This is a genomic window from Neorhizobium sp. BT27B, assembly GCF_050455485.1.
Classification (GTDB): domain Bacteria; phylum Pseudomonadota; class Alphaproteobacteria; order Rhizobiales; family Rhizobiaceae; genus Neorhizobium.
Window position 1 is genome coordinate 613,299 of record NZ_JBCIYT010000002.1, and the last position, 23,516, is coordinate 636,814.

The 23,516-nt window shown below is 60.5% G+C and carries 25 protein-coding genes; 21 read left to right on the top strand and 4 right to left on the bottom strand.

The genetic code is table 11. From position 1 onward, the window contains the following. Positions 1-93 precede the first annotated feature (93 nt). The 12 genes from AAIH70_RS08480 (at position 94) to AAIH70_RS08535 (ending at position 7,570) form a co-directional block, all read left to right on the top strand. Positions 94-1,236: an alpha/beta hydrolase family esterase gene (locus AAIH70_RS08480; protein ID WP_132271733.1), complete on the top strand. Its 1,143-nt coding sequence runs from the start codon at positions 94-96 to the stop codon at positions 1,234-1,236. Then, positions 1,173-1,997: an urease accessory protein UreD gene (locus AAIH70_RS08485; protein WP_430033801.1), complete on the top strand. Its 825-nt coding sequence runs from the start codon at positions 1,173-1,175 to the stop codon at positions 1,995-1,997. Before AAIH70_RS08480 ends, AAIH70_RS08485 begins: the two co-directional genes overlap by 64 nt. A gap of 21 nt (positions 1,998-2,018) precedes the next feature. After that, positions 2,019-2,321: an urease subunit gamma gene (locus AAIH70_RS08490; RefSeq protein WP_132271735.1), complete on the top strand. Its 303-nt coding sequence runs from the start codon at positions 2,019-2,021 to the stop codon at positions 2,319-2,321. Positions 2,322-2,331: 10 nt separating this feature from the next. Next, positions 2,332-2,595 carry a DUF1272 domain-containing protein gene (locus AAIH70_RS08495; protein WP_132271736.1) on the top strand — a complete coding sequence of 88 codons (264 nt, stop codon included), beginning with the start codon at positions 2,332-2,334 and terminating at the stop codon, positions 2,593-2,595. A gap of 11 nt (positions 2,596-2,606) precedes the next feature. Then, positions 2,607-2,912, top strand: a complete 306-nt coding sequence (locus AAIH70_RS08500) for an urease subunit beta (RefSeq protein ID WP_132271738.1) — start codon at positions 2,607-2,609, stop codon at positions 2,910-2,912. Between the two features lies 1 nt (position 2,913). Then, a complete protein-coding gene (locus AAIH70_RS08505) occupies positions 2,914-3,270 on the top strand; it encodes a GFA family protein (protein ID WP_132271740.1) in 357 nt (118 codons plus the stop codon). 19 nt (positions 3,271-3,289) lie between these two features. Further along, entirely contained in the window at positions 3,290-3,712 is a 423-nt protein-coding gene (locus AAIH70_RS08510; RefSeq protein ID WP_132271742.1) for a lysozyme inhibitor LprI family protein, read from the top strand. A gap of 72 nt (positions 3,713-3,784) precedes the next feature. Continuing rightward, positions 3,785-4,054: an AbrB/MazE/SpoVT family DNA-binding domain-containing protein gene (locus tag AAIH70_RS08515; RefSeq protein ID WP_132271743.1), complete on the top strand. Its 270-nt coding sequence runs from the start codon at positions 3,785-3,787 to the stop codon at positions 4,052-4,054. Continuing rightward, complete coding sequence (locus tag AAIH70_RS08520) at positions 4,051-4,452, top strand: PIN domain-containing protein (RefSeq protein WP_132271744.1); 402 nt, start codon at positions 4,051-4,053, stop codon at positions 4,450-4,452. Before AAIH70_RS08515 ends, AAIH70_RS08520 begins: the two co-directional genes overlap by 4 nt. Positions 4,453-4,457: 5 nt before the next feature. Further along, complete coding sequence (gene ureC, locus AAIH70_RS08525) at positions 4,458-6,167, top strand: urease subunit alpha (protein ID WP_132271746.1); 1,710 nt, start codon at positions 4,458-4,460, stop codon at positions 6,165-6,167. A 22-nt stretch (positions 6,168-6,189) separates the two neighbouring features. Next, positions 6,190-6,873 (top strand): TIGR02117 family protein, encoded by a 684-nt coding sequence (locus AAIH70_RS08530; RefSeq protein ID WP_132271748.1) that lies wholly within the window; start codon positions 6,190-6,192, stop codon positions 6,871-6,873. A 154-nt stretch (positions 6,874-7,027) separates the two neighbouring features. Further along, positions 7,028-7,570 carry a peroxiredoxin gene (locus tag AAIH70_RS08535; RefSeq protein WP_132271750.1) on the top strand — a complete coding sequence of 181 codons (543 nt, stop codon included), beginning with the start codon at positions 7,028-7,030 and terminating at the stop codon, positions 7,568-7,570. Positions 7,571-7,630: 60 nt separating this feature from the next. Here AAIH70_RS08535 and AAIH70_RS08540 read toward each other — a convergent pair whose 3' ends face one another. After that, positions 7,631-8,677, bottom strand: a complete 1,047-nt coding sequence (locus AAIH70_RS08540; RefSeq protein WP_132271752.1) for a LacI family transcriptional regulator — start codon at positions 8,675-8,677, stop codon at positions 7,631-7,633. Positions 8,678-9,043: 366 nt separating this feature from the next. On the opposite strand from AAIH70_RS08540, the gene AAIH70_RS08545 reads away from it, so the two are divergent. From AAIH70_RS08545 to ureG, 9 genes are all read left to right on the top strand, one after another. Beyond that, positions 9,044-10,273, top strand: coding sequence for an ABC transporter substrate-binding protein (locus AAIH70_RS08545; protein WP_132271753.1), 1,230 nt, complete (start codon positions 9,044-9,046; stop codon positions 10,271-10,273). Between the two features lie 101 nt (positions 10,274-10,374). Further along, the gene (locus tag AAIH70_RS08550; RefSeq protein ID WP_132271755.1) at positions 10,375-11,277 is read left to right on the top strand and encodes a carbohydrate ABC transporter permease; all 903 of its coding nucleotides are present in this window, start codon (positions 10,375-10,377) and stop codon (positions 11,275-11,277) included. Next, entirely contained in the window at positions 11,270-12,214 is a 945-nt protein-coding gene (locus tag AAIH70_RS08555; protein WP_132271757.1) for a carbohydrate ABC transporter permease, read from the top strand. Before AAIH70_RS08550 ends, AAIH70_RS08555 begins: the two co-directional genes overlap by 8 nt. Before the next feature lie 5 nt (positions 12,215-12,219). Beyond that, positions 12,220-13,338: an ABC transporter ATP-binding protein gene (locus AAIH70_RS08560; RefSeq protein ID WP_245519021.1), complete on the top strand. Its 1,119-nt coding sequence runs from the start codon at positions 12,220-12,222 to the stop codon at positions 13,336-13,338. 231 nt (positions 13,339-13,569) lie between these two features. Beyond that, on the top strand, positions 13,570-14,331 hold the full coding sequence (locus AAIH70_RS08565) for a sugar phosphate isomerase/epimerase family protein (protein WP_132271759.1): 762 nt from the start codon (positions 13,570-13,572) through the stop codon (positions 14,329-14,331). 24 nt (positions 14,332-14,355) lie between these two features. Then, on the top strand, positions 14,356-15,489 hold the full coding sequence (locus tag AAIH70_RS08570; protein ID WP_132271760.1) for a Gfo/Idh/MocA family protein: 1,134 nt from the start codon (positions 14,356-14,358) through the stop codon (positions 15,487-15,489). Between the two features lie 142 nt (positions 15,490-15,631). Next, complete coding sequence (gene ureE, locus AAIH70_RS08575; protein ID WP_132271762.1) at positions 15,632-16,120, top strand: urease accessory protein UreE; 489 nt, start codon at positions 15,632-15,634, stop codon at positions 16,118-16,120. 6 nt (positions 16,121-16,126) lie between these two features. Next, complete coding sequence (locus AAIH70_RS08580; protein WP_132271764.1) at positions 16,127-16,798, top strand: urease accessory protein UreF; 672 nt, start codon at positions 16,127-16,129, stop codon at positions 16,796-16,798. 396 nt (positions 16,799-17,194) lie between these two features. Further along, positions 17,195-17,806 carry an urease accessory protein UreG gene (gene ureG / locus AAIH70_RS08585; protein ID WP_132271765.1) on the top strand — a complete coding sequence of 204 codons (612 nt, stop codon included), beginning with the start codon at positions 17,195-17,197 and terminating at the stop codon, positions 17,804-17,806. Between the two features lie 25 nt (positions 17,807-17,831). Here ureG and AAIH70_RS08590 read toward each other — a convergent pair whose 3' ends face one another. The 3 genes from AAIH70_RS08590 to AAIH70_RS08600 all read right to left on the bottom strand — a co-directional run bounded on the left by AAIH70_RS08590 (position 17,832) and on the right by AAIH70_RS08600 (position 23,256). Then, positions 17,832-18,515: a Crp/Fnr family transcriptional regulator gene (locus tag AAIH70_RS08590; protein WP_132271767.1), complete on the bottom strand. Its 684-nt coding sequence runs from the start codon at positions 18,513-18,515 to the stop codon at positions 17,832-17,834. A gap of 200 nt (positions 18,516-18,715) precedes the next feature. After that, positions 18,716-22,042: an efflux RND transporter permease subunit gene (locus tag AAIH70_RS08595; protein WP_132271769.1), complete on the bottom strand. Its 3,327-nt coding sequence runs from the start codon at positions 22,040-22,042 to the stop codon at positions 18,716-18,718. Between the two features lie 11 nt (positions 22,043-22,053). Then, positions 22,054-23,256: an efflux RND transporter periplasmic adaptor subunit gene (locus tag AAIH70_RS08600; RefSeq protein WP_132271771.1), complete on the bottom strand. Its 1,203-nt coding sequence runs from the start codon at positions 23,254-23,256 to the stop codon at positions 22,054-22,056. Positions 23,257-23,516: the final 260 nt, after the last annotated feature.

The window sequence follows — 23,516 nt, forward strand, 5'->3', positions numbered from 1 at the left end:
CCTATGATGAGGCGCTTGATGGCATTTGAACGCATGAACGCTCGATCTGGTTCCCAAGCTCTTGGCACTTTTTTTGCGACAGGAGCTTTTTTCTTGGCCGCCGGCCTTGGAATGGCGCATGCCGGATGTGGCGAGACCTATAAGCCGGGTCGCCACCTGACAACGATCGAAGCCGATGGCGTCAAGCGTTCAGCTGTCTATTACGTGCCGTCCTCCTATACGGGCAAGGACAAGGTCGCCGTCGTTTTCGATTTCCACGGCAGCAACAGCAATCCCGATGGTCAGTTGACCCGCAGTTCCTGGGACAAGGTTGCCGAAAAGAACGGTTTCATCGCTGTCGCTCTGCAGGGCAGCATTGCCGGCAAGACGCCCGGCACCTTTGCCTGGAACGTTCCCCATGTCGAAGTCAGCAAGGCGATCATTCCGCAGGGCGGGCAGGGTGGTCTCGACGAGATTTCCTTCATCGACGAAGCCGTCGATGAGGTGAAGGACGATTTCTGCGTCGATCCGAACCGCATCTTTGCCTCCGGTTATTCCGGTGGTGGCCGCATGCTGTCGGCCTATCTGTGCGCCGGTGGCGACGATTTTGCAGCGGCAGGTTTTGTCAATTCGCTGCGCGCCGGCCGTCCGCTGGAAGCCGATGGCAAGTGGGGGCCTGACAAGGCCAATTGCAGCCCTGCCAAGCCGGTCTCGATTGTCGCCTTCGCGGGCGAGAAGGATCGCCAGAACCCGTATTCCGGTGGCGGTTCCGCCTATTGGCAGTATGGTTTCAAGACCGCCATCCAGCGCTGGACCGATCTTGATGGCTGCACCGGCAATGGCCGCACGGACACCGTCAACGGCGTCACCTACGGCGTTTACGACACCTGCAAGAACGGCGCCCGCATCGCCGCCTATTCGTTTGCCAATGGCACGCATGACTGGCCGAAGCCGACCGAGAAGGAAACTGTCATCGCGGCGGCCACCGACAGCGCCAATGGCGTCGTCAAGGTCTCGGCCACGGCCCGGAAGCCGGCCTTCGATGCCAATATTGACCCGGCCTATCGTATGTGGGACTTCTTCGGCAAGGCCGACAGCACCGATGTCGTGGCAACCGCCGCGCAGCCAAAGGCCAAGGTAACGGAAGCCGCTGCCAAGGATTGCATGGCAACCGGCGACAGCCAGGACATGACGTGCAGCAGCAGCCAGACCACCGACATGCGCCGCAACGGGCAAGGGGCGAAGGGCGCCTTGTAACCAAGGCGTTCCAGGGCCGTACGCGGCTTTCCGAATTCTATCAGGAAGGTTGCGCCAAGATCCGCCTGCCGGAAACGTTTTCTCCGGAAATGGAGGCGATTCTGATCAATACGTCCGGTGGGCTGACCGGCGGAGACAGAGTGGGGTGGAAGATCGTCGCCGGTGATGGGACGGCGGCGACGATCACGACCCAGGCCAATGAGAAGATCTACAAGGCATCCGCCGACACCGCGCGTCTCGATACGCGCATCGAGGTCGGCGAGGGGGCAGTCGTTCACTGGCTGCCGCAGGAAACCATTCTTTTCGACCGCTCATCGCTGACGCGCAGCCTTGAGGTCGATCTCCACGAAAATTCCGAATTTCTTGCCGTCGAAGCGGTTCTGCTTGGTCGCAAGGCGATGGGCGAGGCGGTCGTTAGCGGATTTTTCCGGGATCGCTGGCGCATCCGGCGTAGCGGAAAGCTCATCCATGCCGAGGATTTGCGCCTAGAGGGTGAAGTCGAATCATTGTCTGACCAGTCGTCGGTTCTGTCCGGCCAGGTGGCGTTTGCGACGCTGTTTTACACCGGGCCGCGCGCCGAAGCGCTTCTGGCGCCGCTTCGAAGCGTGCTCGGTGACGCAAATGCGGGCGCAAGCCTCTGGAATAACAAGCTGATTGCCCGAATAACCGCCATTGACGGCTTCGCTTTGAGAAAAATCCTCGTACCGGCAATTTCCGTATTGCGTAATGGCGCGCCAGTGCCGAAAGTCTGGCATATCTGATCCGATAAGCTTGGACGTTCCATGAACCTGACCCCACGCGAAAAAGACAAGCTGCTGATTTCCATGGCGGCCATCGTTGCCCGCCGCCGCCTCGAGCGTGGCGTGAAGCTCAATTATCCCGAAGCCATCGCGCTGATTACCGATTACGTTGTTGAAGGCGCGCGCGACGGCCGCGCGGTCGCCGACCTGATGGAAGCCGGTGCCCATGTCGTGACTCGCGAACAGGTGATGGATGGCATTGCCGAAATGATCCACGACGTGCAGGTGGAAGCCACCTTTCCCGATGGCACCAAGCTGGTGACCGTCCACGAACCGATCCGCTGAGGAAAAGCCCATGGCACTGGCCCTGCGACCCAATTGCGAATGCTGCGACAAGGATCTGCCTCCGGATAGCCGTGAGGCGATGATCTGCACCTTCGAATGCACATTCTGCACCGATTGTGCCACCGATACGCTTGGTGGTTTCTGCCCTAATTGCAGCGGCGAATTGGTGCGCCGTCCGGTGCGCCCGGTGGCGGCGCTCGTCAACAATCCCGCATCGACGGTGCGGGTGCTGAAGCCCGAGGGCTGCAAGCCACAAATCGCTTTAACCGCCTGAGGGAGTGATTCATGATACCCGGTGAAGTCATTGCCGCAAAAGGCGAAATCGAGCTGAATGCCGGCGCGCCGACCATTTCGATCGATGTGTCCAATACCGGCGACCGGCCAATCCAGGTGGGCAGCCATTACCATTTCTTCGAGACCAATAACGGCCTTGCCTTCGATCGCGACAAGGCGCGCGGCATGCGGCTGGACATTCCTGCCGGCACGGCGGTGCGTTTCGAGCCGGGCCAGACCCGCTCGGTGACGCTGATCCCGCTCTCGGGCAAACGCGAAGTCTACGGGTTCCAGCAAAAAATCATGGGAGCGCTCTGATATGGCAGCTAAACATTATATCGGCGGCTGCCAGTGTGGCGCAGTCTCGTTCGAAGTGGATGCCGATCTCGACAAGACCGTGACCTGCAATTGTTCGCGTTGCCAGCGTCTCGGTGCCGTGCTGACATTTACGCCGCGTGCGGCGTTTGATCTGAAATCGGGTGAGGAGAATCTTACCGAATACCGCTTCAACTCGAAAAAACTGCAGCACCTGTTCTGCAAGACCTGCGGCATCCAGAGCTTTTCCTATGGCACGGCACCCGACGGCGCCGAAATGGTAGCGCTCAACGTCAACTGCCTGGAAGGCGTCAATCCGCGCGAACTGACCTCCTATCATCACGATGGGGCGGCGGCGTGAGATGCGAAAGGGCCGGCGAATGCTGAAACTGGCGATCATGCCGCTTCTGTGCGGCTGCGTGCTGTTGACCGATGCGCCGATGTCGAATGGTCAGGAGCCGGATGTCGATTGCGACAAGGCCGAGACGCAGACGGACATGACGATCTGCGCGCAGCGCGATTTCGGTGATGCCGATGACGAGCTGAACGCCCAGTACAGGATCACCCGAAGCACCATGCGCCAGCAGGATGCGGATGGCATACCGGAGACAAGGGGCGCTGAAGATGCTCTCGTCAAGGCGCAGCGCGCCTGGGTCAGCGACCGCGATGCGCAATGCACGTCGGCCGGTTTTCAGGCGCGTGGCGGTTCGATGGAGCCGATGCTGGTCGCCAATTGCCAGGCCGAACTGACGCGCGCGCGGACCGAAGAGCTCAAAAGTCTGGCCGATGGGCTGGAGAACTGAGAGCGGCCAAAATTGTTGAGATGACGAAGATCGGTTAACATAGGTACATTGCGAAAACCGGGATCAACGCTGATGGGCAGGTTCGAAGCAAAAACGACGATGGACGGGACGGCGACCATTCCGGCCGAAGTCCGCGACGTGCTCGGGCTGCAGCCGGGCGGCGCCTTGCAGTTCATCGTCGATGACGACGGGAAGGTGACGGTGGTTGCCAAGACCAGTGATCTTGCGCATCTGCGCGGCATTTTCGGCAAACACGAAGGCCCGCCGATCGATATCGACGAGGCGATCATGGAGACGGTGGCGCGTCGTACGGCTGTTGACCGCACGGAGGACGATCCTTGATCGGACTCGATACCAACATGCTGGCGCGCTATTTTCTGGACGATGATCCGCTTTGGTCACCTCGTATTGCACGGTTTTTCGCAGAAAATCTTTCCGAGCGCAGACAGGGTTATATCAACCCGATCACCTTGACCGAGCTTGTCTGGGTTCTGCGCCGCAGGCCAGAATATGATCGGGCGGCTCTTGCGGGTGTCATCGAAGGCATCCTGTCCTCCACCAGTCTCGTCGTTGGCGAGGCCATCAAACGTGCGCTTGCCTCGTTCAAGGCAGGCAGTGCCGGATTTGCCGATTATCTCATTGCAGAACTCAACGAAGCCGCTGGCGCGTCACCCACCGTGACGCTCGACCGGCAGGCTGCCAAAAAAACTCCGTTCATTCCGTTTTCTCAGGAAGCCTGATCCCCATGTCCTACAAGATGTCCCGCGCCGCCTATGCCTCGATGTTCGGCCCGACCACCGGCGATAAGGTGCGGCTGGCCGATACCGAATTGTTCATCGAGGTGGAGAAGGATTTCACCACCTATGGCGAGGAGGTGAAATTCGGCGGTGGCAAGGTCATTCGTGACGGCATGGGCCAGAGCCAGGCGACGCGCGCGCAAGGGGCTGTCGATACCGTCATCACCAATGCGCTGATCGTCGATCATTCCGGCATCTACAAGGCCGATGTCGGCCTGAAGAACGGTCGCATCCACGCCATCGGCAAGGCCGGCAACCCCGACACCCAGCCCGGCGTGACGATCATCGTCGGTCCTTCGACTGAAGCCATTGCCGGCGAAGGTAAGATTCTGACGGCCGGCGGCATGGATGCGCATATCCACTTCATCTGCCCGCAGCAGATCGAGGAAGCGCTGATGTCGGGTGTCACCACCATGCTGGGCGGTGGTTCCGGCCCGGCCCACGGCACGCTGGCCACCACCTGCACCGGGGCGTGGCACATCGAGCGGATGATCGAAAGTTTTGACGCCTTTCCGATGAACCTGGCGCTGGCCGGCAAGGGCAATGCCGCACTTCCGGCGCCGCTGGAAGAAATGATCCTCGCCGGCGCCTCGTCGCTGAAGCTGCACGAGGATTGGGGCACGACGCCGGCTGCCATCGACAATTGCCTCACCGTTGCCGATGCATTCGACGTGCAGGTGATGATCCATACCGACACGCTGAACGAGAGCGGTTTCGTGGAAGACACGGTGGCTGCCATCAAGGGGCGCACCATCCATGCCTTCCACACGGAAGGGGCGGGCGGTGGCCACGCGCCGGATATCATCAAGATCTGCGGCAATCCGAACGTCATTCCATCGTCCACCAATCCGACGCGCCCCTATACGGTCAATACGCTGGCCGAACATCTCGACATGCTGATGGTCTGCCACCACCTGTCGCCGTCCATTCCGGAAGACATCGCCTTCGCCGAAAGCCGTATCCGCAAGGAAACCATCGCGGCCGAAGACATTTTGCACGACATCGGTGCCTTCTCGATCATCTCTTCCGATAGTCAGGCCATGGGCCGTGTCGGCGAAGTGGCGATCCGCACCTGGCAGACGGCCGACAAGATGAAGCGCCAGCGCGGCCAGCTGAAGGAAGAGACTGGCGACAACGACAATTTCCGCGTCAAACGCTACATTGCCAAATATACGATCAACCCGGCGATCGCGCATGGCGTCAGCCATGAGATCGGCTCGGTCGAAGTCGGCAAGCGCGCCGATCTGGTTCTCTGGAACCCGGCCTTTTTCGGCGTGAAGCCGGAAATGGTGTTGCTCGGCGGCTCGATCGCAGCGGCTCCGATGGGCGATCCGAATGCGTCGATCCCGACACCGCAGCCGATGCATTACCGGCCTATGTTTGCCGCTTACGGCAAGCTGCGCACCAATTCCTCCGTCACCTTCGTATCGCAGGCCTCGCTCGATAACGGGCTGGCGCAGCGCCTTGGCGTCGCCAAGCAGCTTCTGGCCGTGAAGAATGTTCGTGGTGGTATTTCCAAGGCGTCGATGATCCACAATTCGGCAACGCCGCATGTGGAAGTGGACCCGGAAACCTATGAAGTGCGCGCCGATGGCGAGCTTTTGACCTGCGAACCGGCGACGGTTCTGCCGATGGCGCAGCGGTATTTCCTGTTCTGATGGCTTTGCGACTGGCGAGCCTATGAGACGGTTCTGTCGCTGGCTGCTGGCCGCGATCCTTGTTGTCGTCTTTGCAGTTGCCGTCGGGACATTTGTTCCGCGGCCATTGTTTGCGCCCGAACGTGCCGTCTCCACCGGCGATACGCGGCGCATTCTCGTCCTGTCCAACCCGATCCACACCGATATCGCCATCCCGCTGAACGATGAGACCCGTGCCGCCTACGCCTACCTCGGATCCTCCGGCATTCCCGTTGCTGATCCTCGTGCGGAATGGCTGGTGATCGGCTGGGGAGGGCGGTCGTTTTATCTGGAAACGCCGACCTGGGCCGATCTGAAGCCGATGCCGGTCTTTCGGGCGCTGACCGTGGATCGCTCGGTCATGCATGTCGATATCGCCGGACCGATCGACGAAACCCATCCTTCGGTGCGGGCTTTCGATCTTTCACCCGTCGAATTTCAAAATCTGTCCGGCTTCATCCAAGGCAGCTTTGTCCGCGAGCAGGGTGAGGTCGCTCTCATCCCCGGTGCCGGTTATGGCGGTTACGACCAGTTTTTCGAAGCCCATGGTTCGTTCAACGCCCTTGTCGGCTGCAATACCTGGACGGCGGGTGCGCTGCGCGCCGCCGGCCTGCGCACCGGTGTGTGGAATCCCTTGCCGCAGACGCTGGTTCTGTCGCTCGATCTCTTCAATCCGGCCGAAAAATGAGCGCGTCCGTCGCCCGAGCAATGCTTCCTGTGAATAGCTGCTGTGCAGTGCAGGATTTTGTTAAGAAGATTGCTGCGCTGCGGGAAAATTGTCTTTAGAGAAAAGTCTTCTGCCTCTCTACGGGGCAAATGTTCATTTTATCTCGGAGACAGTCATGCTGGGCAAACGCGTTCCCCAAGTCACCTTCCGCACCCGCGTGCGCGATGAAGCCGTTGGTGGCCCCAACCCCTTCCGTTGGCAGGACGTCACCTCGGCCGACTATTTTGCCGGCAAGCGCGTCGTGCTGTTTTCGCTGCCGGGCGCGTTTACACCGACCTGCTCGACTTTCCAGCTGCCCGATTTCGAAAAGCTCTTTTCCGATTTCCAGGCCGAAGGCATCGACGCCATCTACTGCATGTCGGTCAATGACGCTTTTGTCATGAACGCATGGGCCAAGAGCCAGAACCTTGCCAACGTCACGGTCATCCCGGACGGTTCGGGCGAGTTCACCCGCAAGATGGGCATGCTGGTCGCCAAGGACAATCTCGGTTTCGGCATGCGCTCGTGGCGTTATGGCGCCATCGTCAACGATGGTGTCGTCGAGCAGTGGTTCGAGGAAGAAGGTTATTCCGACAATTGCGAGAGCGACCCTTACGGTGCGTCTTCGCCGCAGAACATTCTCGAAAACCTGCGCGCCATGAAGATCGCTGCCGAATAATTTCGGTTCGATCGGCTGCACAAACTTCGAAAGCCCGGCCGCGCGCCGGGCTTTTTGCGTTCAGTCCCTTGGCCCCATGCTGGACCAGATCGGGCCGGCAATGCTTTGCAGGAGATCCGGCGCTACGCCGTCGATGCGGGCCAGCACCGCCTTGGCCAATTCCTGTCCCGCATGGCGCACGTCCTCGGTGACGGTGAGGATTTCCGGGCGGATCCAGTTCAGAAACTCGGCCGACTGTTTGGCGACGATATCCACATCATGGCCGAGCCTGCGGCCAGCCGCCTCTATGCCGGCCACCAGCGCGATCGTCGATGAGCCGCTGAGCGAGACGATGCCATCTGGCGGTTCCGGCAGGCGCGACAATCGCTCGGAATGGCTGCGCAGCTCGTCCAGAGGGGTCTCGGTGGTGAGGCGCCCCATGGAGACTTCCGTCGCCTGAAAATCCGCAAGCGCCCGCTCAAAGCCGATGCGGCTGTGCAGGTGGTAGGAAAAGCGGCTTTGTGGTGCCAGCAGCGCGATACGGCGGCGGCCGCGTTTCACCAGTCGCTCGACCGCCTGATAGACATAGGCCTCATTATCGAAATCGTGGAACGGGTGGGCAATGCCCATGTCGGTGCGGCCATGGGTGACGAAAGGCAGATTGCGCTCGATCATCAACCGGACACGCGGGTCCTCCGGCTCGATGCGCGAGATGATCACCCCATCCGCCGAGCCGGTGTCGAGAATATAGCGCACCGGCACCATCGGGTCCTTCTCGAAGGAATGCGGGGTGACGACGAGGTGATATTGCGTGCCGCCCAGCACTTCCGAAATGCCCTGAACGATGGCGCTGGTGAAACCCATCAGTTCCTGCTCGATGCTGAGCACCAGCGCGATGACATTGGTCTTGCCGGTGCGCAGGCGCACGCCGGCGCGGTTGGGCTGATAACCGAGCTGGCGCGCGACGAGGCGTACACGTTCCTTGGTATCGGCGCCGATATCCGGTGCATCCTTCAGGGCGCGCGACACCGTGGTGATGCCGAGCCCGGTCATGTAGGCGATGGTTTTCAGGGTCGGCCGCTCGGTGACGGATGCCCCGCGGGAAAATCTTCTGTCTTCGTCGTCCATGGCTGCCGTTCGCGCTGGAATTGCCGCTTTGGAAAGCTGCGTGTCGATGCAAACCGTTTCTTACGGTAAAAAACTGTAACGTTACAGTGATTTTTCAGACCGGATATTCTCGCAGGTACGACAACCTGCAATTTTACATAGACACAACGCAGACGCACAACATTTTTGCATCTGCGAAGAAGTGTGATGTAGATGACGTCATAAAATATTGAAATTAAACATTTTTTATGAATTCCCTGATGTGAGTGATTTCAGTCTCCGGTTGAAAACATCGCCGGGTTAAAATTATTCGTCCAATCTCGGGTTGCCACCCAGAAATCTTTGCCCTAGCTTTTTACTGCAACGTTTCAGTGAGGGAGGAGACTCATGCGTATACGTGCTTTTGCAGCTGTCATGGCTGCCACAGTGGCGCTGCCCTGTATCGTTCAGGCGGCTGATCTGGAAGTCACGCATTGGTGGACGTCAGGCGGTGAAGCCGCCGCCGTCAAGGAACTGGCCAACGCATTCAACGCAACCGGCAACAAGTGGGTGGATGGTGCCATTGCCGGTTCCGGCAGCACGGCGCGTCCGATCATGATCAGCCGCATTACCGGTGGTGATCCGATGGGCGCCACCCAGTTCAACCATGGCCGTCAAGCCGAGGAACTGGTGCAATCCGGCCTGATGCGCGACCTCTCCGAGGTGGCGGAGAAGGGCAAGTGGAAAGAGGTGATCAAGCCGGCGAGCCTGCTCGACAGCTGCACATTCGAGGGCAAGATCTATTGTGCCCCGGTGAACATCCACTCCTGGCAGTGGCTGTGGCTTTCCAATGCCGCTTTCGAAAAGGCGGGTGTGCCGGTGCCGAAGGACTGGAACGAGTTCGTTGCAGCCGCGCCGAAGTTGAAGGAAGCCGGCATACAGCCGCTGGCGCTTGGCGGCCAGCCCTGGCAGGCCAACAACCTGTTCGATGCACTCGCTCTTTCGCTTGGCGGCAAGGAGCTGTTCGAAAAGGTCTACAAGGACAAGGATGAGGAAGCCGCCGCCGGCCCGGAAATGGCAAAAATCTTTGCCGCAGCCGTGCAGGCACGCGAGCTTGCCAAGGGCAACAACGTGCAGGACTGGAACCAGGCGACCAATCTCGTCATCACCGGCAAGGCCGGCGGCCAGATCATGGGCGATTGGGCGCAGGGTGAATTCCAGCAGGCCGGCCAGACCGCCGGCAAGGAATATACCTGCCTTGCAGGCCTGGGCTTGAACGAGGTTCTGGCGACGGGTGGCGATGCCATCTATTTCCCACTGCTCAAGGACGAGGCCAAGATCAAGGCTCAGGACGCGTTGGCTGAAACCATCGTCGATCCGAAAGTGCAGGTCGCTTTCAACCTCAAGAAGGGCTCCGTGCCGATCCGCGGTGACGTCGATATGGCGTCCGCCAATGATTGCATGAAGCAGGGCATCGCCATCATCGCCAAAGGTGGCACCACCACCAGCGTCGACCAGCTTGTGACTGCCGATACGCAGAAGCAGAAGGAAGACCTGATGGCGGAGTTCTTCTCAAAGGAGATGACGCCGGAAGCCGCGCAGGAGCGGTTCGCCGAGATCATCGGTTCCGCGGACTGACAACCGCTTTCCATCGCTCAACCTGACCGGCCCCGCTTGATTGTGGGGCCGGACGGAACACCGCGGCCGAAAATGCGCCGCCGGCCGATCGAGGAAGACATATGGCACAATCCACCCCATCTGCCCGACCCAGTCAGCTTTTCCGCAATCTCAATTCGAAGATTGCCTCCATCCCGATGATCTTTGTCGCCCTGGTGATTTTCCTTGGCGGCTCCGTCTGGACCGTCGTTTATTCCTTCACCAATTCGCGGCTTCTGCCACGCACCAATTTTGTCGGCCTCGACCAGTATGAACGGCTGTGGGCCTCGGCGCGCTGGATCGTCTCGATCCAGAATCTGGCGATCTACGGCATCCTGTCGCTGATCTTTTCGCTCGTTGTGGGGTTTGTCCTGGCGGCGCTTATGGACCAGAAGATCCGTTTCGAAAACGTCTTCCGCAGCATCTTTCTCTATCCTTTTGCACTGTCCTTCATCGTCACCGGCCTCGTCTGGCAATGGATCCTAAATCCGGAATTCGGCATTCAGGCGATCGTCCGTTCGCTCGGCTGGGAAACGTTCGAGTTCAACCCGGTCTATGATCCCGACATCGTCATCTATGGCATCCTGATCGCCGGCCTGTGGCAGGGCACGGGTCTCGTCATGTGCCTGATGCTGGCCGGGCTCCGCGGCATCGACGAGGATATCTGGAAGGCCTCACGCGTCGACGGCATTCCCATGTGGCGGACCTATATCTTCATCGTCATCCCGATGATGCGGCCGGTTTTCGTCACCACGCTGGTCATCATCGGTGCCGGTATCGTCAAGCTCTACGATCTCGTCGTGGCGCAGACATCTGGCGGGCCGGGCAATTCGTCCGAAGTGCCGGCCAAATATGTCTACGACTACATGTTCCAAGCGCAGAACCTGGGGCAGGGGTTTGCCGCATCGACGATGATGCTGCTCACCGTTGCCATCATCATCATTCCCTGGGCTTATCTCGAATTCGGAGGGCGCAAGCGTGGCTGACGTTTCCACTCTCAAGACGGTTGCCGCCGGTTCCGGCGCTGCTGCAAACAGACTGTCCGCAGGTCCGCGCGGCAGAAAGCCGAAACGTGTCCTGTCGCGCCGCAACATCATGCTCTACGGCATCCTCGGGCTGGCCGCGCTCTATTACCTTCTGCCGCTTTACGTGATGGTTGTGACCTCGCTGAAGGGCATGCCGGAAATCCGCCTCGGCAATATCTTTTCGCCGCCGGTGGAAATCACCTTCGAGCCCTGGGTGAAGGCGTGGGCCGAAGCCTGCACCGGTCTCAATTGCGACGGGCTTTCGCGCGGGTTCTGGAATTCCGTGAAGATCATGATCCCGTCCGTGGTGGTGTCGATCTTCGTTGCCTCGGTCACCGGTTATTCGCTGGCCAACTGGCGCTTCAAGGGATCGGAACTGTTCTTCTCGATCCTCATCATCGGGGCCTTCATTCCCTATCAGGTGATGATCTACCCGATCGTCATCGTGCTGCGGGAACTGGGCATTTACGGCACGCTGACCGGGCTGATCATCGTCCACACGATCTTCGGCATGCCGATCCTGACGCTGCTGTTTCGCAATTATTTTGCATCGCTGCCGGAAGAACTGTTCAAGGCAGCTCGCATCGATGGCGCCGGCTTCTGGCAGATCTATGGGCGCATCATGTTGCCGATGTCGTTGCCGATCTTCGTGGTGGCGATGATCCTGCAGGTGACCGGCATCTGGAACGACTTTCTGTTCGGCGTCGTCTTCACCCGGCCCGACACCTATCCGATGACGGTGCAGCTCAACAACATCGTCAACTCCGTGCAGGGCGTGAAGGAATATAATGTCAACATGGCTGCGACGCTTTTGACCGGCGCCGTGCCTCTCATCGTCTATTTCTTATCCGGCCGCCTGTTCGTCCGCGGCATCGCCGCCGGCGCAGTGAAGGGATGACCCCCATGAACGTAGTTCCCATGCAATTTTCCAAGGCCAATCACAGCGTTTCGGTGCGTGACCTGACACTTTCCTTCGGGGCGCTGACGGTTCTCGGAAATCTCAATCTCGATATTCATGATGGCGAGTTCCTCGTCCTGCTCGGCTCATCCGGCTGCGGAAAATCGACGCTGCTCAACTGCATCGCCGGCCTGCTGGAGCCGACCGAAGGGCAGATTTTCATCAAGGACAAGAACGTCACCTGGGAAGAGCCAAAGGATCGCGGCATCGGCATGGTGTTCCAGTCCTATGCGCTTTATCCGCAGATGACGGTGGAAAAGAACCTCTCCTTCGGGCTGCGGGTGGCCGGCATGCCGAAGGAGGATATCGCCAAACGCGTGGCGCGGGCGGCGGAAATCCTGCAGATCGAGCCGCTTTTGCAACGCAAGCCGGCGGCCTTGTCGGGCGGCCAGCGGCAGCGTGTGGCGATCGGCCGGGCGCTGGTGCGGGATGTCGATGTGTTCCTGTTCGACGAGCCGCTGTCCAACCTCGACGCCAAACTGCGCTCCGAACTGCGCGTCGAGATCAAGCGGCTGCATCAGCAGCTGAAGAACACGATGATCTACGTCACCCATGACCAGATCGAGGCGCTGACGCTGGCCGACCGCATCGCCATCATGAAGTCGGGCGTCATCCAGCAGCTCGCCGATCCGGTCACCATCTACAATCGCCCCAACAACCTGTTCGTCGCCGGTTTCATCGGCTCGCCCTCGATGAATTTTTTGCGCGGCGAACTGGTGGAGGAGGGCGGTCGCACCGTCTTCAGCACCCATGGCGTCAGCTTTTCGCTCGATGGCTACGAGACGTCGGAAACGCTGAAGGCCGGTCGCAAGGTCGTGCTCGGAGTGCGTCCCGAGCATATCAAGGTCGATGGTGATCTCGCCGGTGAGGAAGTGCATGAGGCGGTCGTCGATATCGAGGAGCCGATGGGGGCCGATAACCTCATCTGGCTGAAGCTCGCCGGCCATACGATCTCGGTGCGTGTCGGTGGCGCGCGGCGTTATGCCATTGGCGCTGAGGTGCGGTTGGGTTTCGACATGCGTATGGCGTCGGTTTTTGATGCCGGGACGGAGGAGCGGATTTGATGGGTTTCAGGATAAATAAGACCCCGCCCCAAACCCGGCCGGGGCGAGCCACGGGTCTCGCCCGTCCTTCGGACCCCCACAAGGGGGAGGGGCTTAATCTAGCCGATCCGCCGAAGCCTACTTCGAGGCAAGAGATCGCCACAAATTTTCTCCCCCCTTGTGGGGGAGATGGCCGGCAGGCCAGAGGGGGACTTCTCCCACAAGCCAAAATTTCATTTCAAGGAGGATGACATGACGACTTTAGGGTTCCAGCTTTACAGCGCCCGCAATTTTCCGCCGCTGTCCGACACGCTCAAACTCGTGGCCAGCGAAGGCTATAAGGAAGTCGAAGGTTATGGCGGTCTTTACGCCACGCTCGACGAGGCTGCCCTCAAATCCTTCCGCGCCGAACTCGATGCCAATGGCCTGACCATGCCGACCGGCCATTTCGGTCTCGACCTGCTGGAAAAGGAGCCGGCGCAGGCGCTGCTGATCGCAAAAACGCTCGGCATTACCGGCATCTATTGCCCGCATCTGGTTGCTGACCAGCGGCCGGGTGACGCCGAGGGCTGGTATGCATTCGGCAAACGTCTTGCCGAAGTGGGCAAGCGGTATCAGGATGCCGGTTATACCTTTGGCTGGCACAACCACGATTTCGAGTTCAAGGCGCTGCCCGATGGCTCCACCCCGCAGGAGCAGATCTTTGCCGGCGGGCCCGACCTTGCCTGGGAAGCCGATATCGCCTGGGTGATCCGCGGTGGTGCCGATCCGTTCGCCTGGATCGAAAGCTACGGCAAGAAGATCACCGCAGTCCATGTGAAGGACATCGCACCGGCCGGTGAAAATACCGACGAGGACGGCTGGGCCGATCTCGGCCATGGCACCGTGCCGTGGAAGGATCTGCTGGAGGCGCTGAAAAAGACGCCGGCCAAACATTTCGTGCTGGAGCATGACAACCCCAACGATGTCGTGCGACTTGCCAAGCGTTCCATCGCCTCGTTCAACACCTACTGATTTTTCAGATCGCGGAGTATTTCCATGTCCAAGGAACTGGGCGTCGGCATCATCGGATGCGGCAACATTTCCACTGCCTATTTCTCTCTTGCACCGCTCTTCAAGGGCCTGAAAATCCTTGCCTGCGCGGATCTCAACCCCGAAGCTGCAAAACTTCGGGCGCAGGAATATGGCGTGAAGGCGCAGACCATTCCCGAGCTGCTCGCCAATGGCGAGCTCGATGTGATCGTCAACCTCACCATCCCGGCGGCGCATTTCACCGTGTCGAAGGCGATCCTCGAGGCCGGCAAACACGTCTATTCCGAAAAACCGCTGACGGTGACGCTGGAGGAAGGCAAGGAATTGCAGGCGCTCGCCAAGTCGAAGGGACTGGCCGTCGGTTGCGCGCCCGACACCTTTCTGGGCGGTGCGCATCAGCTGGCCCGCCAGTATATCGATGAAGGCAGGGTCGGCCGCATCACCTCGGGCACATGCCATGTGATGAGCCCCGGCATGGAGATGTGGCATCCCAATCCCGGCTTCTTCTTCCTCAATGGCGGCGGGCCGATCCTCGATCTCGGCCCCTATTACATCGCCAACCTGATCAACTTCCTTGGCCCGATCAAGCGGGTTGCAGCGCTGACCTCGATGGCTAGCCCGACGCGCCTGATCACCAGCGAGCCGCTGAAGGGCCAGAGCATTCCGGTCGAGACACCGACCAATATCCATGCGCTTCTGGAATTCGGCAATGGCGCCACCATCACGCTGTCGGCCAGTTGGGATGTGTGGTCGCACCGCCATGCCAATATGGAACTCTACGGCACAGAAGGCTCGATCTACGTGCCTGACCCGAACTTTTTTGGCGGCGTGGTGGAAGCAAGCGGCCGCGACAAGGATATCCAGTCGCTCAAGGACTGGGATCATCCGTTCGGCAAGGCCAATCAGGAAAGCCCGCAAGGGCCGCGCGCCAACTATCGTACAGCCGGCCTTGCCGACATGGCGACGGCGCTGATCGAGGGACGCGATGTGCGTTGCTCGATCGACCGGGCGCTGCATGGCGTCGATGTCATGACCTCCATCCTTCGTTCAGGCCAGGATGGCAGTTTCGTCGCGACCACCACGACCTGCACTCAGCCGGCAGCGCTGGGGATCGACGAGGCCCTGGCGCTGTTGCGCTGACAAAGTGGTGTGACGCGCGAGGCTCACCCGGTGCCCCTCCCGGGTGAGCCCTCCTTGTTTCTGCGGATCATCTTGCCGTCGGGCTTGTGCTGGCGGCCACTGTTGGCAATGATGCGGCCAACCGTATTCGAGTGGGAAGACCATGCAGCACATTCACTATTATCGCCCCGCCGGCGTCGTCACCGATCCGCCGATCGACACCGTCAGCCTGCCGCACGACCTGCGCCATCTGCGCCGCAAGCTGCTGCATCTGTCGAATGGCGACATGGTCATGCTCGACCTCAAGGAAGCGGTGCTGTTCCACCATGGCGACCGCCTCGTGCTCGACAATGGCGACACGATCGAAGTGCAGGCGGCGCCGGAAAAGCTTTATGAAATCAACGCGCGCGACACGCTGCATCTGATCGAACTCGCCTGGCATCTCGGCAACCGCCACCTGTCGGCGCAGATTGAGGAAGAGCGCATTCTGATCCTGCGCGACCATGTCATCCGCGCCATGCTGGAAGGCCTCGGCGCCAAGGTCTATGATGTCGAGGAACCGTTTCAGCCGGCGCGTGGCGCCTATCATGCGCATGGCGGGCATGGCCATGACCACGGTCATGTGCATGGCCCCAACTGCAATCATGACTGAGCAGGCATGACATCCACCTTCGATACGCAAGCCCTGCTGCGGCTGATGGCATGGCTGTCGCCGGCCTTTCCGGTGGGCGGTTTTGCCTGGTCTGGCGGGCTGGAGCGGGCCGTGCATGACCGGCTGGTGACGGATGCCGATGGTCTGACGGGCTGGCTGCGAACGGTGCTGGCGCATGGTTCGCTTTTGAACGATGCGGTGCTGTTTTGCGAGGCTTGGCGGTGTTCTGAGGATGAAGAGGCGCTGGCGTCTGTCTCCGAACTTGGGCTGGCGCTGGCCGGCTCGGCGGAACGCCATGCGGAAACGCTGTCGCTCGGCAAGGCGTTTGTAACGGGTGCTGCGGCATGGCCGCATCCGGTGTTCTCCCGTCTGCCTGTGGATTTGCCGTTTCCGGTGGCCGTCGGTGCCGTTGCCGCCGCGCATGGCGTGCCGGCCGACAAGGCGCTTGCCGCCTATCTGCATGCGGCGGTGTCGCAATGGATTTCGGCAGCCATCCGTCTCGGTGTCTGCGGTCAGGCCGATGGCGTGCGGGTTCTGGCCGGCACGGAGGCCGATATCGGCGCGATTTCGGTGCGGGCAGGGGCGCTGACGCTGGACGATCTGGGTACGGCGACCGTGCAGGCGGAAATTGCGTCGCTCAGGCATGAGGTGCAGCATTCGCGGTTGTTCCGGTCCTAGGTGTGGTGAGCGGGTTGCCGGTTGCCTTTCATTCGAATGCGGCCTGTTTTTCTGATTTCGACGGCAGAGATATGGATTGCGGAGGGCACCGTTCACCCGATCTCCCCCCATGTGGGGGAGATGCCCGGCAGGGCAGAGGGGGGCAATCTAGGTGCAAAGGGGCCGATTTGGATTTACCTGCCGCTCCGTTGCTCACCCCCCTCTTTCACCTTTCGGTGACATCTCCCCCACATGGGGGGAGATCGAAGGGAGGTCGTGGTTCTGTCCCAATTCCAGATGCGGCATCCCTGCGACTGGCGGGGGGCGGGCAGCAAAACCCACCACCGGCATCTTCCCCATTGCACCACAATTGCGCGGCGTTATTCTCGCGCGCAGCATAATGACAAGGACATTTTCATGAAATCGGCAAACGGTCCCCTGCGGGTCGGTATCGGCGGTCCGGTCGGTTCCGGCAAGACGGCGCTGACGGAGAAACTCTGCAAGGCGATGCGCGAGAAATATTCGGTCGCCGTCGTCACCAACGATATCTATACGAAGGAAGATGCCGAGGCGCTGGTGCGGATGCAGGCGTTATCCTCAGATCGCATCGTCGGCGTCGAGACGGGCGGTTGCCCGCATACCGCCATCCGCGAGGATGCGACGATCAACCTGCAGGCCATTGCCGGCCTCAACCAGCGTTTTCCCGATCTTGACGTGGTGTTCATCGAATCCGGCGGCGACAATCTGGCGGCGACCTTTTCGCCCGATCTCGCCGATATCACCATTTACGTGATCTCCACCTGTCAGGGCGAGGAAATCCCGCGCAAGGGCGGGCCGGGCATCACCCGCTCGGACCTTCTGATCATCAACAAGAAGGATCTGGCGCCTTACGTCGATGTCGATATCGACGTGATGGACCGCGACGCCGCCCGTATGCGCGAGCAGAAACCGCATGTGTTCACCGATCTGAAGCGCGGCGAAGGCATCGAACATGTCGTGCGGTTTCTGGAAGTGCAGGGCGGCCTGTGAGCTGCCCCTGATCGGGTGTGCCTGATCAGACGACTTCGCGCAAAGCCTGAACGTCGCCGATCTGGATCATGCGGCCGCGAACCGTCACGCCGCGCGGGCGAAGTGTCGAGAAGGCACGTGACAAAGCTTCCGGGGCCAGACCCAGCATGCCGGCCAGAAGGTTTTTCTGGAAGGGAAGCTGGACGGAGGCCGGGCCGCGGTCGATCGGGCAACGTTCCAGAAGATAGTCGGCGACGCGCTGCGGCGCGGTGTTGAGGCGATCGCTGCCGACGCAATGCATCGTGTCGATCAGGTGCTGGGAGAGGCAGGTCATCACCGAGCGGGCGATATTGCTATCTTCTTCCGCCAGACGGCGAACGGTGCCGAGGTCGAAGCGGGCAAGCGTTGCGGTATCGGCGGTCTGGGCGTTGAACGTGTAATCATCGCCGCCATAGATCATGCATTCGGCAAAAACGTCATTCGGCTGGCAGATGCGCACATCGGCGTGGCGGCCTTCGCGGCTCAGCCGGAACAGGCGGACGTAACCGTTCAGGACACAGTAGAATGCGTCGGCATTTTCGCCCTGACGGAACACCGAGGAACGTCCCTCGCGTTCTTCGACGATGGCGCTGTCGAGCATGCGCTGCAGGGAACGTCCCTGAAGGCCGGTGAGCAGTGTCGTCTTCAGGAGCTGGCTGCGCTCGCTGTCGGTGATGGCGTGTTTGTTCATCGTAGCAGTTCCTCCTTTGCCGGGGGCTAAAGGGCCGGCGGTTTTTCGATAGGAGGAGGATAGCGGATGGCCTGACAGGCAATTTGATGTTCATCAAACTGCCTGCCGGAAAATGCCGCTTGTGTCATTTGACCGCAGTTGCGGGTGTTGCAAACCCTGCTGCTACCCCTCCTTGCGCTCCGGCAGGCAAGGAGAGTTGCTTATTCGGCGGCCATAGGCGGCAATCTCAGGACGTTGTTACCCTGGCTGCCCGGTGAACGGTCATCGCTTCTATCGCGTTCGAGGCGGTCGATCCGTTCTTGTAGTGCCGCAATATCACCGGCCTGTTCACGCGTTGCCTTGGTGAGCGCCTCCTCCGTCATCGGCAGTTCTTCCTCGTCCTTCTTCCCGACCAGTCGGCCGAACAGGCGGGCGAGCAGGCGCGACAGGTCGTCCATGATCAGGAAGAAGGCCGGCACGACGAGAAGCGACAGCACGGTCGAGACGATGATGCCGCCGATCACGGCAATCGCCATCGGTGCGCGGAACGAGCCGCCTTCGCCAACGCCGAGCGCAGACGGCAGCATGCCGGCCGACATGGCGATCGAGGTCATGATGATCGGGCGGGCGCGTTTGCGGCCGGCTTCTACCATGGCGTCGACGCGGCTCATGCCCGCATGTTTCATCTCGATGGCGAAATCGACCAGCAGGATGGCGTTCTTGGTGACGATACCCATCAGCATCAGGATGCCGATCAGGACGGGCATGGACAGCGCGTTCTGGGTGATAATTAACGCCACTGCGACGCCGCCGATGGCAAGCGGCAGCGAAAACAGGATGGTGAAAGGCTGGATCACGTCCTTGAAGAGAAGGATCAGGACGACCAGAACCAGCAGCAGACCGAGCAGCATGGCATTGGCAAAGCCGGACAGCATTTCGCCCTGCACCTTGGCATCGCCGCTTTCTGCCAGTTTGACACTCGGCGGCAGTTTCGTCTCGTCGACGATGCGCTTGAACTCGGCGGTCGAGGTTTCCAGCGCCGTGCCCTGCGGTACGTCGGAACCGATGGCGACGACACGGTTGCGGGCATTGCGCTTGATCGAGCTTGGGCCTTCCGAATAATCGATATCGGCGACGCTGGAGAGCGGTACGGTGGCGCCCGATGCCGTCTTGATTTTCAGCGCGCGGATACGGTCGAGATCGCGGCGGGTATCGAGCGAGGTCTGGACGCGGATGGGGATCTGCCGGTCATCCAGCGAGATCTTTGTCAGTTGCGCATCGATATCGCCGATCGTTGCCACGCGCACGGTCTGGGCGATCTGCTGCGGGGTGACGCCGAGACGGGCGGCTTCATCCTTGCGCGGGCGGATCTGCAGTTCCGGGCGGGGCAGGGCGCCATCCTGCGAAACGTTGGCGAGGATGGGCGAGGCGCGCAGGTTGGACTCCAGAAGTGCGACCGCCTCGTTCAGCTCGTCATTGTTGTCGGAGAGAAAATTGAAGGTGAGTTCGCGCTCCGCCCGATCGTTGATTTTCGAGATGCGCACATCCGGGATGGATGCCACCTTGGCGAACAGTTCCTTCTCGATATCCCATTGCGGCCGTGTGCGGCCATGGTCTTCGATTTTCGGTAGCCAGGTGCCGATCAGCGGAATGTTGCCAAAACCCTTGTTGACGATGGTCTTCAGCAGCGAGTGATCCATGTTGCCGAGGATGACGCGGATTGTGGCGCGGCGCAGCTCGAGATCGCCCTTGGGGGATGCACCACCCAGCACGAAGACGCTTTCGACGCCGTCGAGATCTTTTACCGTATTGTAGATCTGCGCACTGGTTTCATCGGTCTCCTCCAGTGTCGCATTGGGTGGCAGTTCCACCGAAAGCACGATGCGTGAAGAATCTTCCGGCGGCAGAAAACTGCCCGGCACTTTCGACAGCAGGAACAGCGACGCACCGAGAAAGGCGATGGCGCCGAGCAGCGTCGCATAACGCCAGTACCATTTGTGGGTGGTGCCGGAGACGACCTTCGAATATGCCCGCATCAGCCGGCCGTCATTGTCGTGATGGTCATCCATCGCGTCTTCTGAGCGCATCAGATAGGCGGCCATCAGCGGCGTGATCAGCCGCGCCACCATCAGCGAGAAGAACACCGAAAACGCAACCGTCAGACCGAACTGGATAAAATACTGGCCCGGAATGCCCGGCATGAACGACACCGGCACGAAGACGGCGATGATGGTAAAACTGGTAGCGATGACGGCGAGGCCGATTTCATCCGCAGCTTCCAGCGCTGCCCGATACGGCGTCTTGCCCATCTTGATATGGCGGGCGATGTTTTCGATCTCGACGATCGCGTCATCGACAAGAATGCCGGTTGCCAGCGTCAGCGCTAGGAAACTGACGAGATTGAGCGAAAAGCCCATCACGTCCATGATCCAGAAGGTCGGCACGGCCGACAGCGGCAGGGCGACGGCGGCGATCAGCGTCGCACGCCAGTTGCGCAGGAACAGGAACACGACGATGACGGCAAGGATCGAACCTTCGACCAGCGTGTGCAGGGCGGATTCGTAATTGCCGTAGGTGAAGTAGACGCTATCATCCACCATCTCGATGGCGACGTCCGGATGGGCGGCGCGCACCTGATCGAGACTTTTCGCAACGGTTTCGGCGACGGAGACTTCGCTTGCGCCCTTGGCGCGGAACACGGCAAAGGTGACGGCGGGATTGCCGTTGAAACGCGAGAAGGATTTCTGTTCCTCATAGGCGTCGGTGACACGGCCGAGCTGCGAGAGTTTTACGAAATTGCCGGTGGGCAGGGTTATCGTCGTATTGCTCAGTTCCGCGACACTGCGGGCATCGCCCAGCGTGCGGATCGCCTGCTCATTGCCGCCGATCTGGCCGCGGCCGGAACCGAGATCGACGTTCGTGCCGCGCAGCTGCTCGTTCACCTCGGATGCGGTAATGCCATAGGCATCGAGCCTTCCGGGTTCGAGCATGACCTGCACTTCGCGGTCTGAGCCACCGTAACGGTCGATACGGCCGACGCCAGCCTGACCCTGCAGGGCGCGTTTGACCGTGTCATCGACGAACCACGAAATCTCTTCGAGCGTCATGTTGGGGGAGGAGACGGCAAAGGTCTGGATCGCCTGACCCTCGACATCGACCTTGGAAACAACCGGTTCCTCGACATCGGCGGGAAGATCGCTGCGGATGCGGTCGATCGCGTCCTTGGTGTCCTGAACCGCTTCGTTGGTCGGTTTTTCGATGCGAAACAGCACGGTCGTGGTGGACTGGCCATCAACCACCGTCGACTGGATCTCGTCGATGCCGCTGATCGAGGCGACCGCATCCTCGACCTCCTTGGTGACCTGCATTTCCAGTTCGGCTGGTGCGGCGCCGTTCTGGACGACGGTGATCGACACGACCGGCACGTCGATATTGGGGAAACGGGTGATCGGCAGCGCATAAAAGGACTGGATGCCGACGAACATCAGCAGCGCAAAACCGAGGATCGGCGCGATCGGGTTGCGGATCGACCAGGCGGAAAAATTCATGGAGAAATCCCTCAGTTCGACGCTTGGTTCGATGTGTCGGCGCTCTTGGCTTCCACAGGCGCAATGCGGTCGCCGTCACTTACGAAGGCGCCGGCCTTGGCCACCACCTTGTCGCCGGCTGCAAGGCCGCTGACGATTTCGACAAAACCTGCATCCTGAATGCCGGTCTCGATCTTCACCTGCTTGACGACATCGCCTTCGACCTTGCGGGCGATCGAGCCGTCGCGACCGCTGGTCACCGCCGATTGCGGCAGCGCCAATGCGGTCGTCTGCGCAACGATCACTTCGGCACTGGCGAACATGCCGGCGCGGGCGCCGCTCGTCGCATCGACGACGATATGGACTGCGCCGAGACGGGTCGAGGCATCGACCGTCGGAGAGACAAGGCGCACGACGCCGTCTATGCCGGTGCGGTTGCCGGCCACGCGGATCGTCGCCTTCTGGTCCTTTTTGATCTTGCCGATATCGGTCTCGGCCAGATCTGCGACCAGTTCGATGGCGCCATCGCGGATGATGTTGAACATCGGATCGCCGCTGCCAGCGGCAATCGCCCCGACCTTGGCGGTCCGGACCGAAATGACGCCTGATACCGGCGACCGAACATCTGTGCGGGCGAGTTTCAGGTCGATATCGGCAATCTGAGCATCGACGACCTTGATGTCGGCCTCTGCAACGCCGACCGCCTGCTGGGAAGCCTTCAGCTTGGCGTCGGCGACCTGCGCCTGCGCATCGGCCTGTTCCACCTGTGCGGTGGAGCTTGTGCCGCTCTGGCCAAGGCGCTGGGTACGGTCGCGCTGGCGAATGGCATCGTCATAGCTCGCCTGCGCTTCCACCACCTGCGCCTTCGATTGGGCAAGGGCTGCTTCCGCTTTGGCTTTGTTGGCCTGATACTGGCTTTTCTGCAGGATGAGCGCATCGCCGTCCAGTGTCGCCAGCACGGCGCCTGCCTCGACGCGGTCACCGACATCGACATTCAGCGTCTTGATCGGCAGACCATCGACGAGCGGCTGAACGAACACCTCGTTGATCGGGCGGATCGTACCGGTGGCGATGACGCGGTCGGTGAGCGGCCGCTCGGTCACCGCTGTCACGACGATGGCCGGCAGTTTCGCGGCGGGTTTCGGCTGCTGTTCCTGTGCGAAGGACGGCACTGCGAAGGTCGAAACGATCGCAAACATGGCGGCGGGCAGAATTTCAAGGCGGCGTCGGGACATACGGACTCTTTCATGAATATGGGAGAGAATCCAATCGCTGCCGATCGAGACTGCGCCTCCCAACGCAACGTCGCCGATCAAATGTGCAGCGGCATTTGCGAATGCAAGTACCGGCTTCACGCCTGCGTGAATTTACCGGTTCGGGCAGCGCAAATCAATCAGGGCAGCGTATCACCCGCTTTGCAGTTTCTTTGCAAATTGTAACAGCGGGCACCCGAATGGATGCCCGCTGTTTGCGGCATTGCTAAGACTGTCGGGCC

Bases quoted from the DNA above. Each gene is read 5' to 3' on its own strand.
- AAIH70_RS08490 (WP_132271735.1), top strand. From the start codon at position 2,019: ATGAACCTGACCCCACGCGAAAAAGACAAGCTGCTGATTTCCATGGCG.
- AAIH70_RS08545 (WP_132271753.1), top strand. From the start codon at position 9,044: ATGCGTATACGTGCTTTTGCAGCTGTCATGGCTGCCACAGTGGCGCTG.
- AAIH70_RS08580 (WP_132271764.1), top strand. From the start codon at position 16,127: ATGACATCCACCTTCGATACGCAAGCCCTGCTGCGGCTGATGGCATGG.
- AAIH70_RS08600 (WP_132271771.1), bottom strand. From the start codon at position 23,256: ATGTCCCGACGCCGCCTTGAAATTCTGCCCGCCGCCATGTTTGCGATC.
- AAIH70_RS08530 (WP_132271748.1), top strand. From the start codon at position 6,190: ATGAGACGGTTCTGTCGCTGGCTGCTGGCCGCGATCCTTGTTGTCGTC.
- AAIH70_RS08515 (WP_132271743.1), top strand. From the start codon at position 3,785: ATGGGCAGGTTCGAAGCAAAAACGACGATGGACGGGACGGCGACCATT.
- AAIH70_RS08500 (WP_132271738.1), top strand. From the start codon at position 2,607: ATGATACCCGGTGAAGTCATTGCCGCAAAAGGCGAAATCGAGCTGAAT.
- AAIH70_RS08540 (WP_132271752.1), bottom strand. From the start codon at position 8,677: ATGGACGACGAAGACAGAAGATTTTCCCGCGGGGCATCCGTCACCGAG.
- AAIH70_RS08565 (WP_132271759.1), top strand. From the start codon at position 13,570: ATGACGACTTTAGGGTTCCAGCTTTACAGCGCCCGCAATTTTCCGCCG.
- AAIH70_RS08550 (WP_132271755.1), top strand. From the start codon at position 10,375: ATGGCACAATCCACCCCATCTGCCCGACCCAGTCAGCTTTTCCGCAAT.
- AAIH70_RS08595 (WP_132271769.1), bottom strand. From the start codon at position 22,042: ATGAATTTTTCCGCCTGGTCGATCCGCAACCCGATCGCGCCGATCCTC.
- ureE (WP_132271762.1), top strand. From the start codon at position 15,632: ATGCAGCACATTCACTATTATCGCCCCGCCGGCGTCGTCACCGATCCG.
- ureG (WP_132271765.1), top strand. From the start codon at position 17,195: ATGAAATCGGCAAACGGTCCCCTGCGGGTCGGTATCGGCGGTCCGGTC.
- AAIH70_RS08510 (WP_132271742.1), top strand. From the start codon at position 3,290: ATGCTGAAACTGGCGATCATGCCGCTTCTGTGCGGCTGCGTGCTGTTG.
- ureC (WP_132271746.1), top strand. From the start codon at position 4,458: ATGTCCTACAAGATGTCCCGCGCCGCCTATGCCTCGATGTTCGGCCCG.
- AAIH70_RS08505 (WP_132271740.1), top strand. From the start codon at position 2,914: ATGGCAGCTAAACATTATATCGGCGGCTGCCAGTGTGGCGCAGTCTCG.
- AAIH70_RS08535 (WP_132271750.1), top strand. From the start codon at position 7,028: ATGCTGGGCAAACGCGTTCCCCAAGTCACCTTCCGCACCCGCGTGCGC.
- AAIH70_RS08590 (WP_132271767.1), bottom strand. From the start codon at position 18,515: ATGAACAAACACGCCATCACCGACAGCGAGCGCAGCCAGCTCCTGAAG.
- AAIH70_RS08495 (WP_132271736.1), top strand. From the start codon at position 2,332: ATGGCACTGGCCCTGCGACCCAATTGCGAATGCTGCGACAAGGATCTG.
- AAIH70_RS08570 (WP_132271760.1), top strand. From the start codon at position 14,356: ATGTCCAAGGAACTGGGCGTCGGCATCATCGGATGCGGCAACATTTCC.
- AAIH70_RS08560 (WP_245519021.1), top strand. From the start codon at position 12,220: ATGAACGTAGTTCCCATGCAATTTTCCAAGGCCAATCACAGCGTTTCG.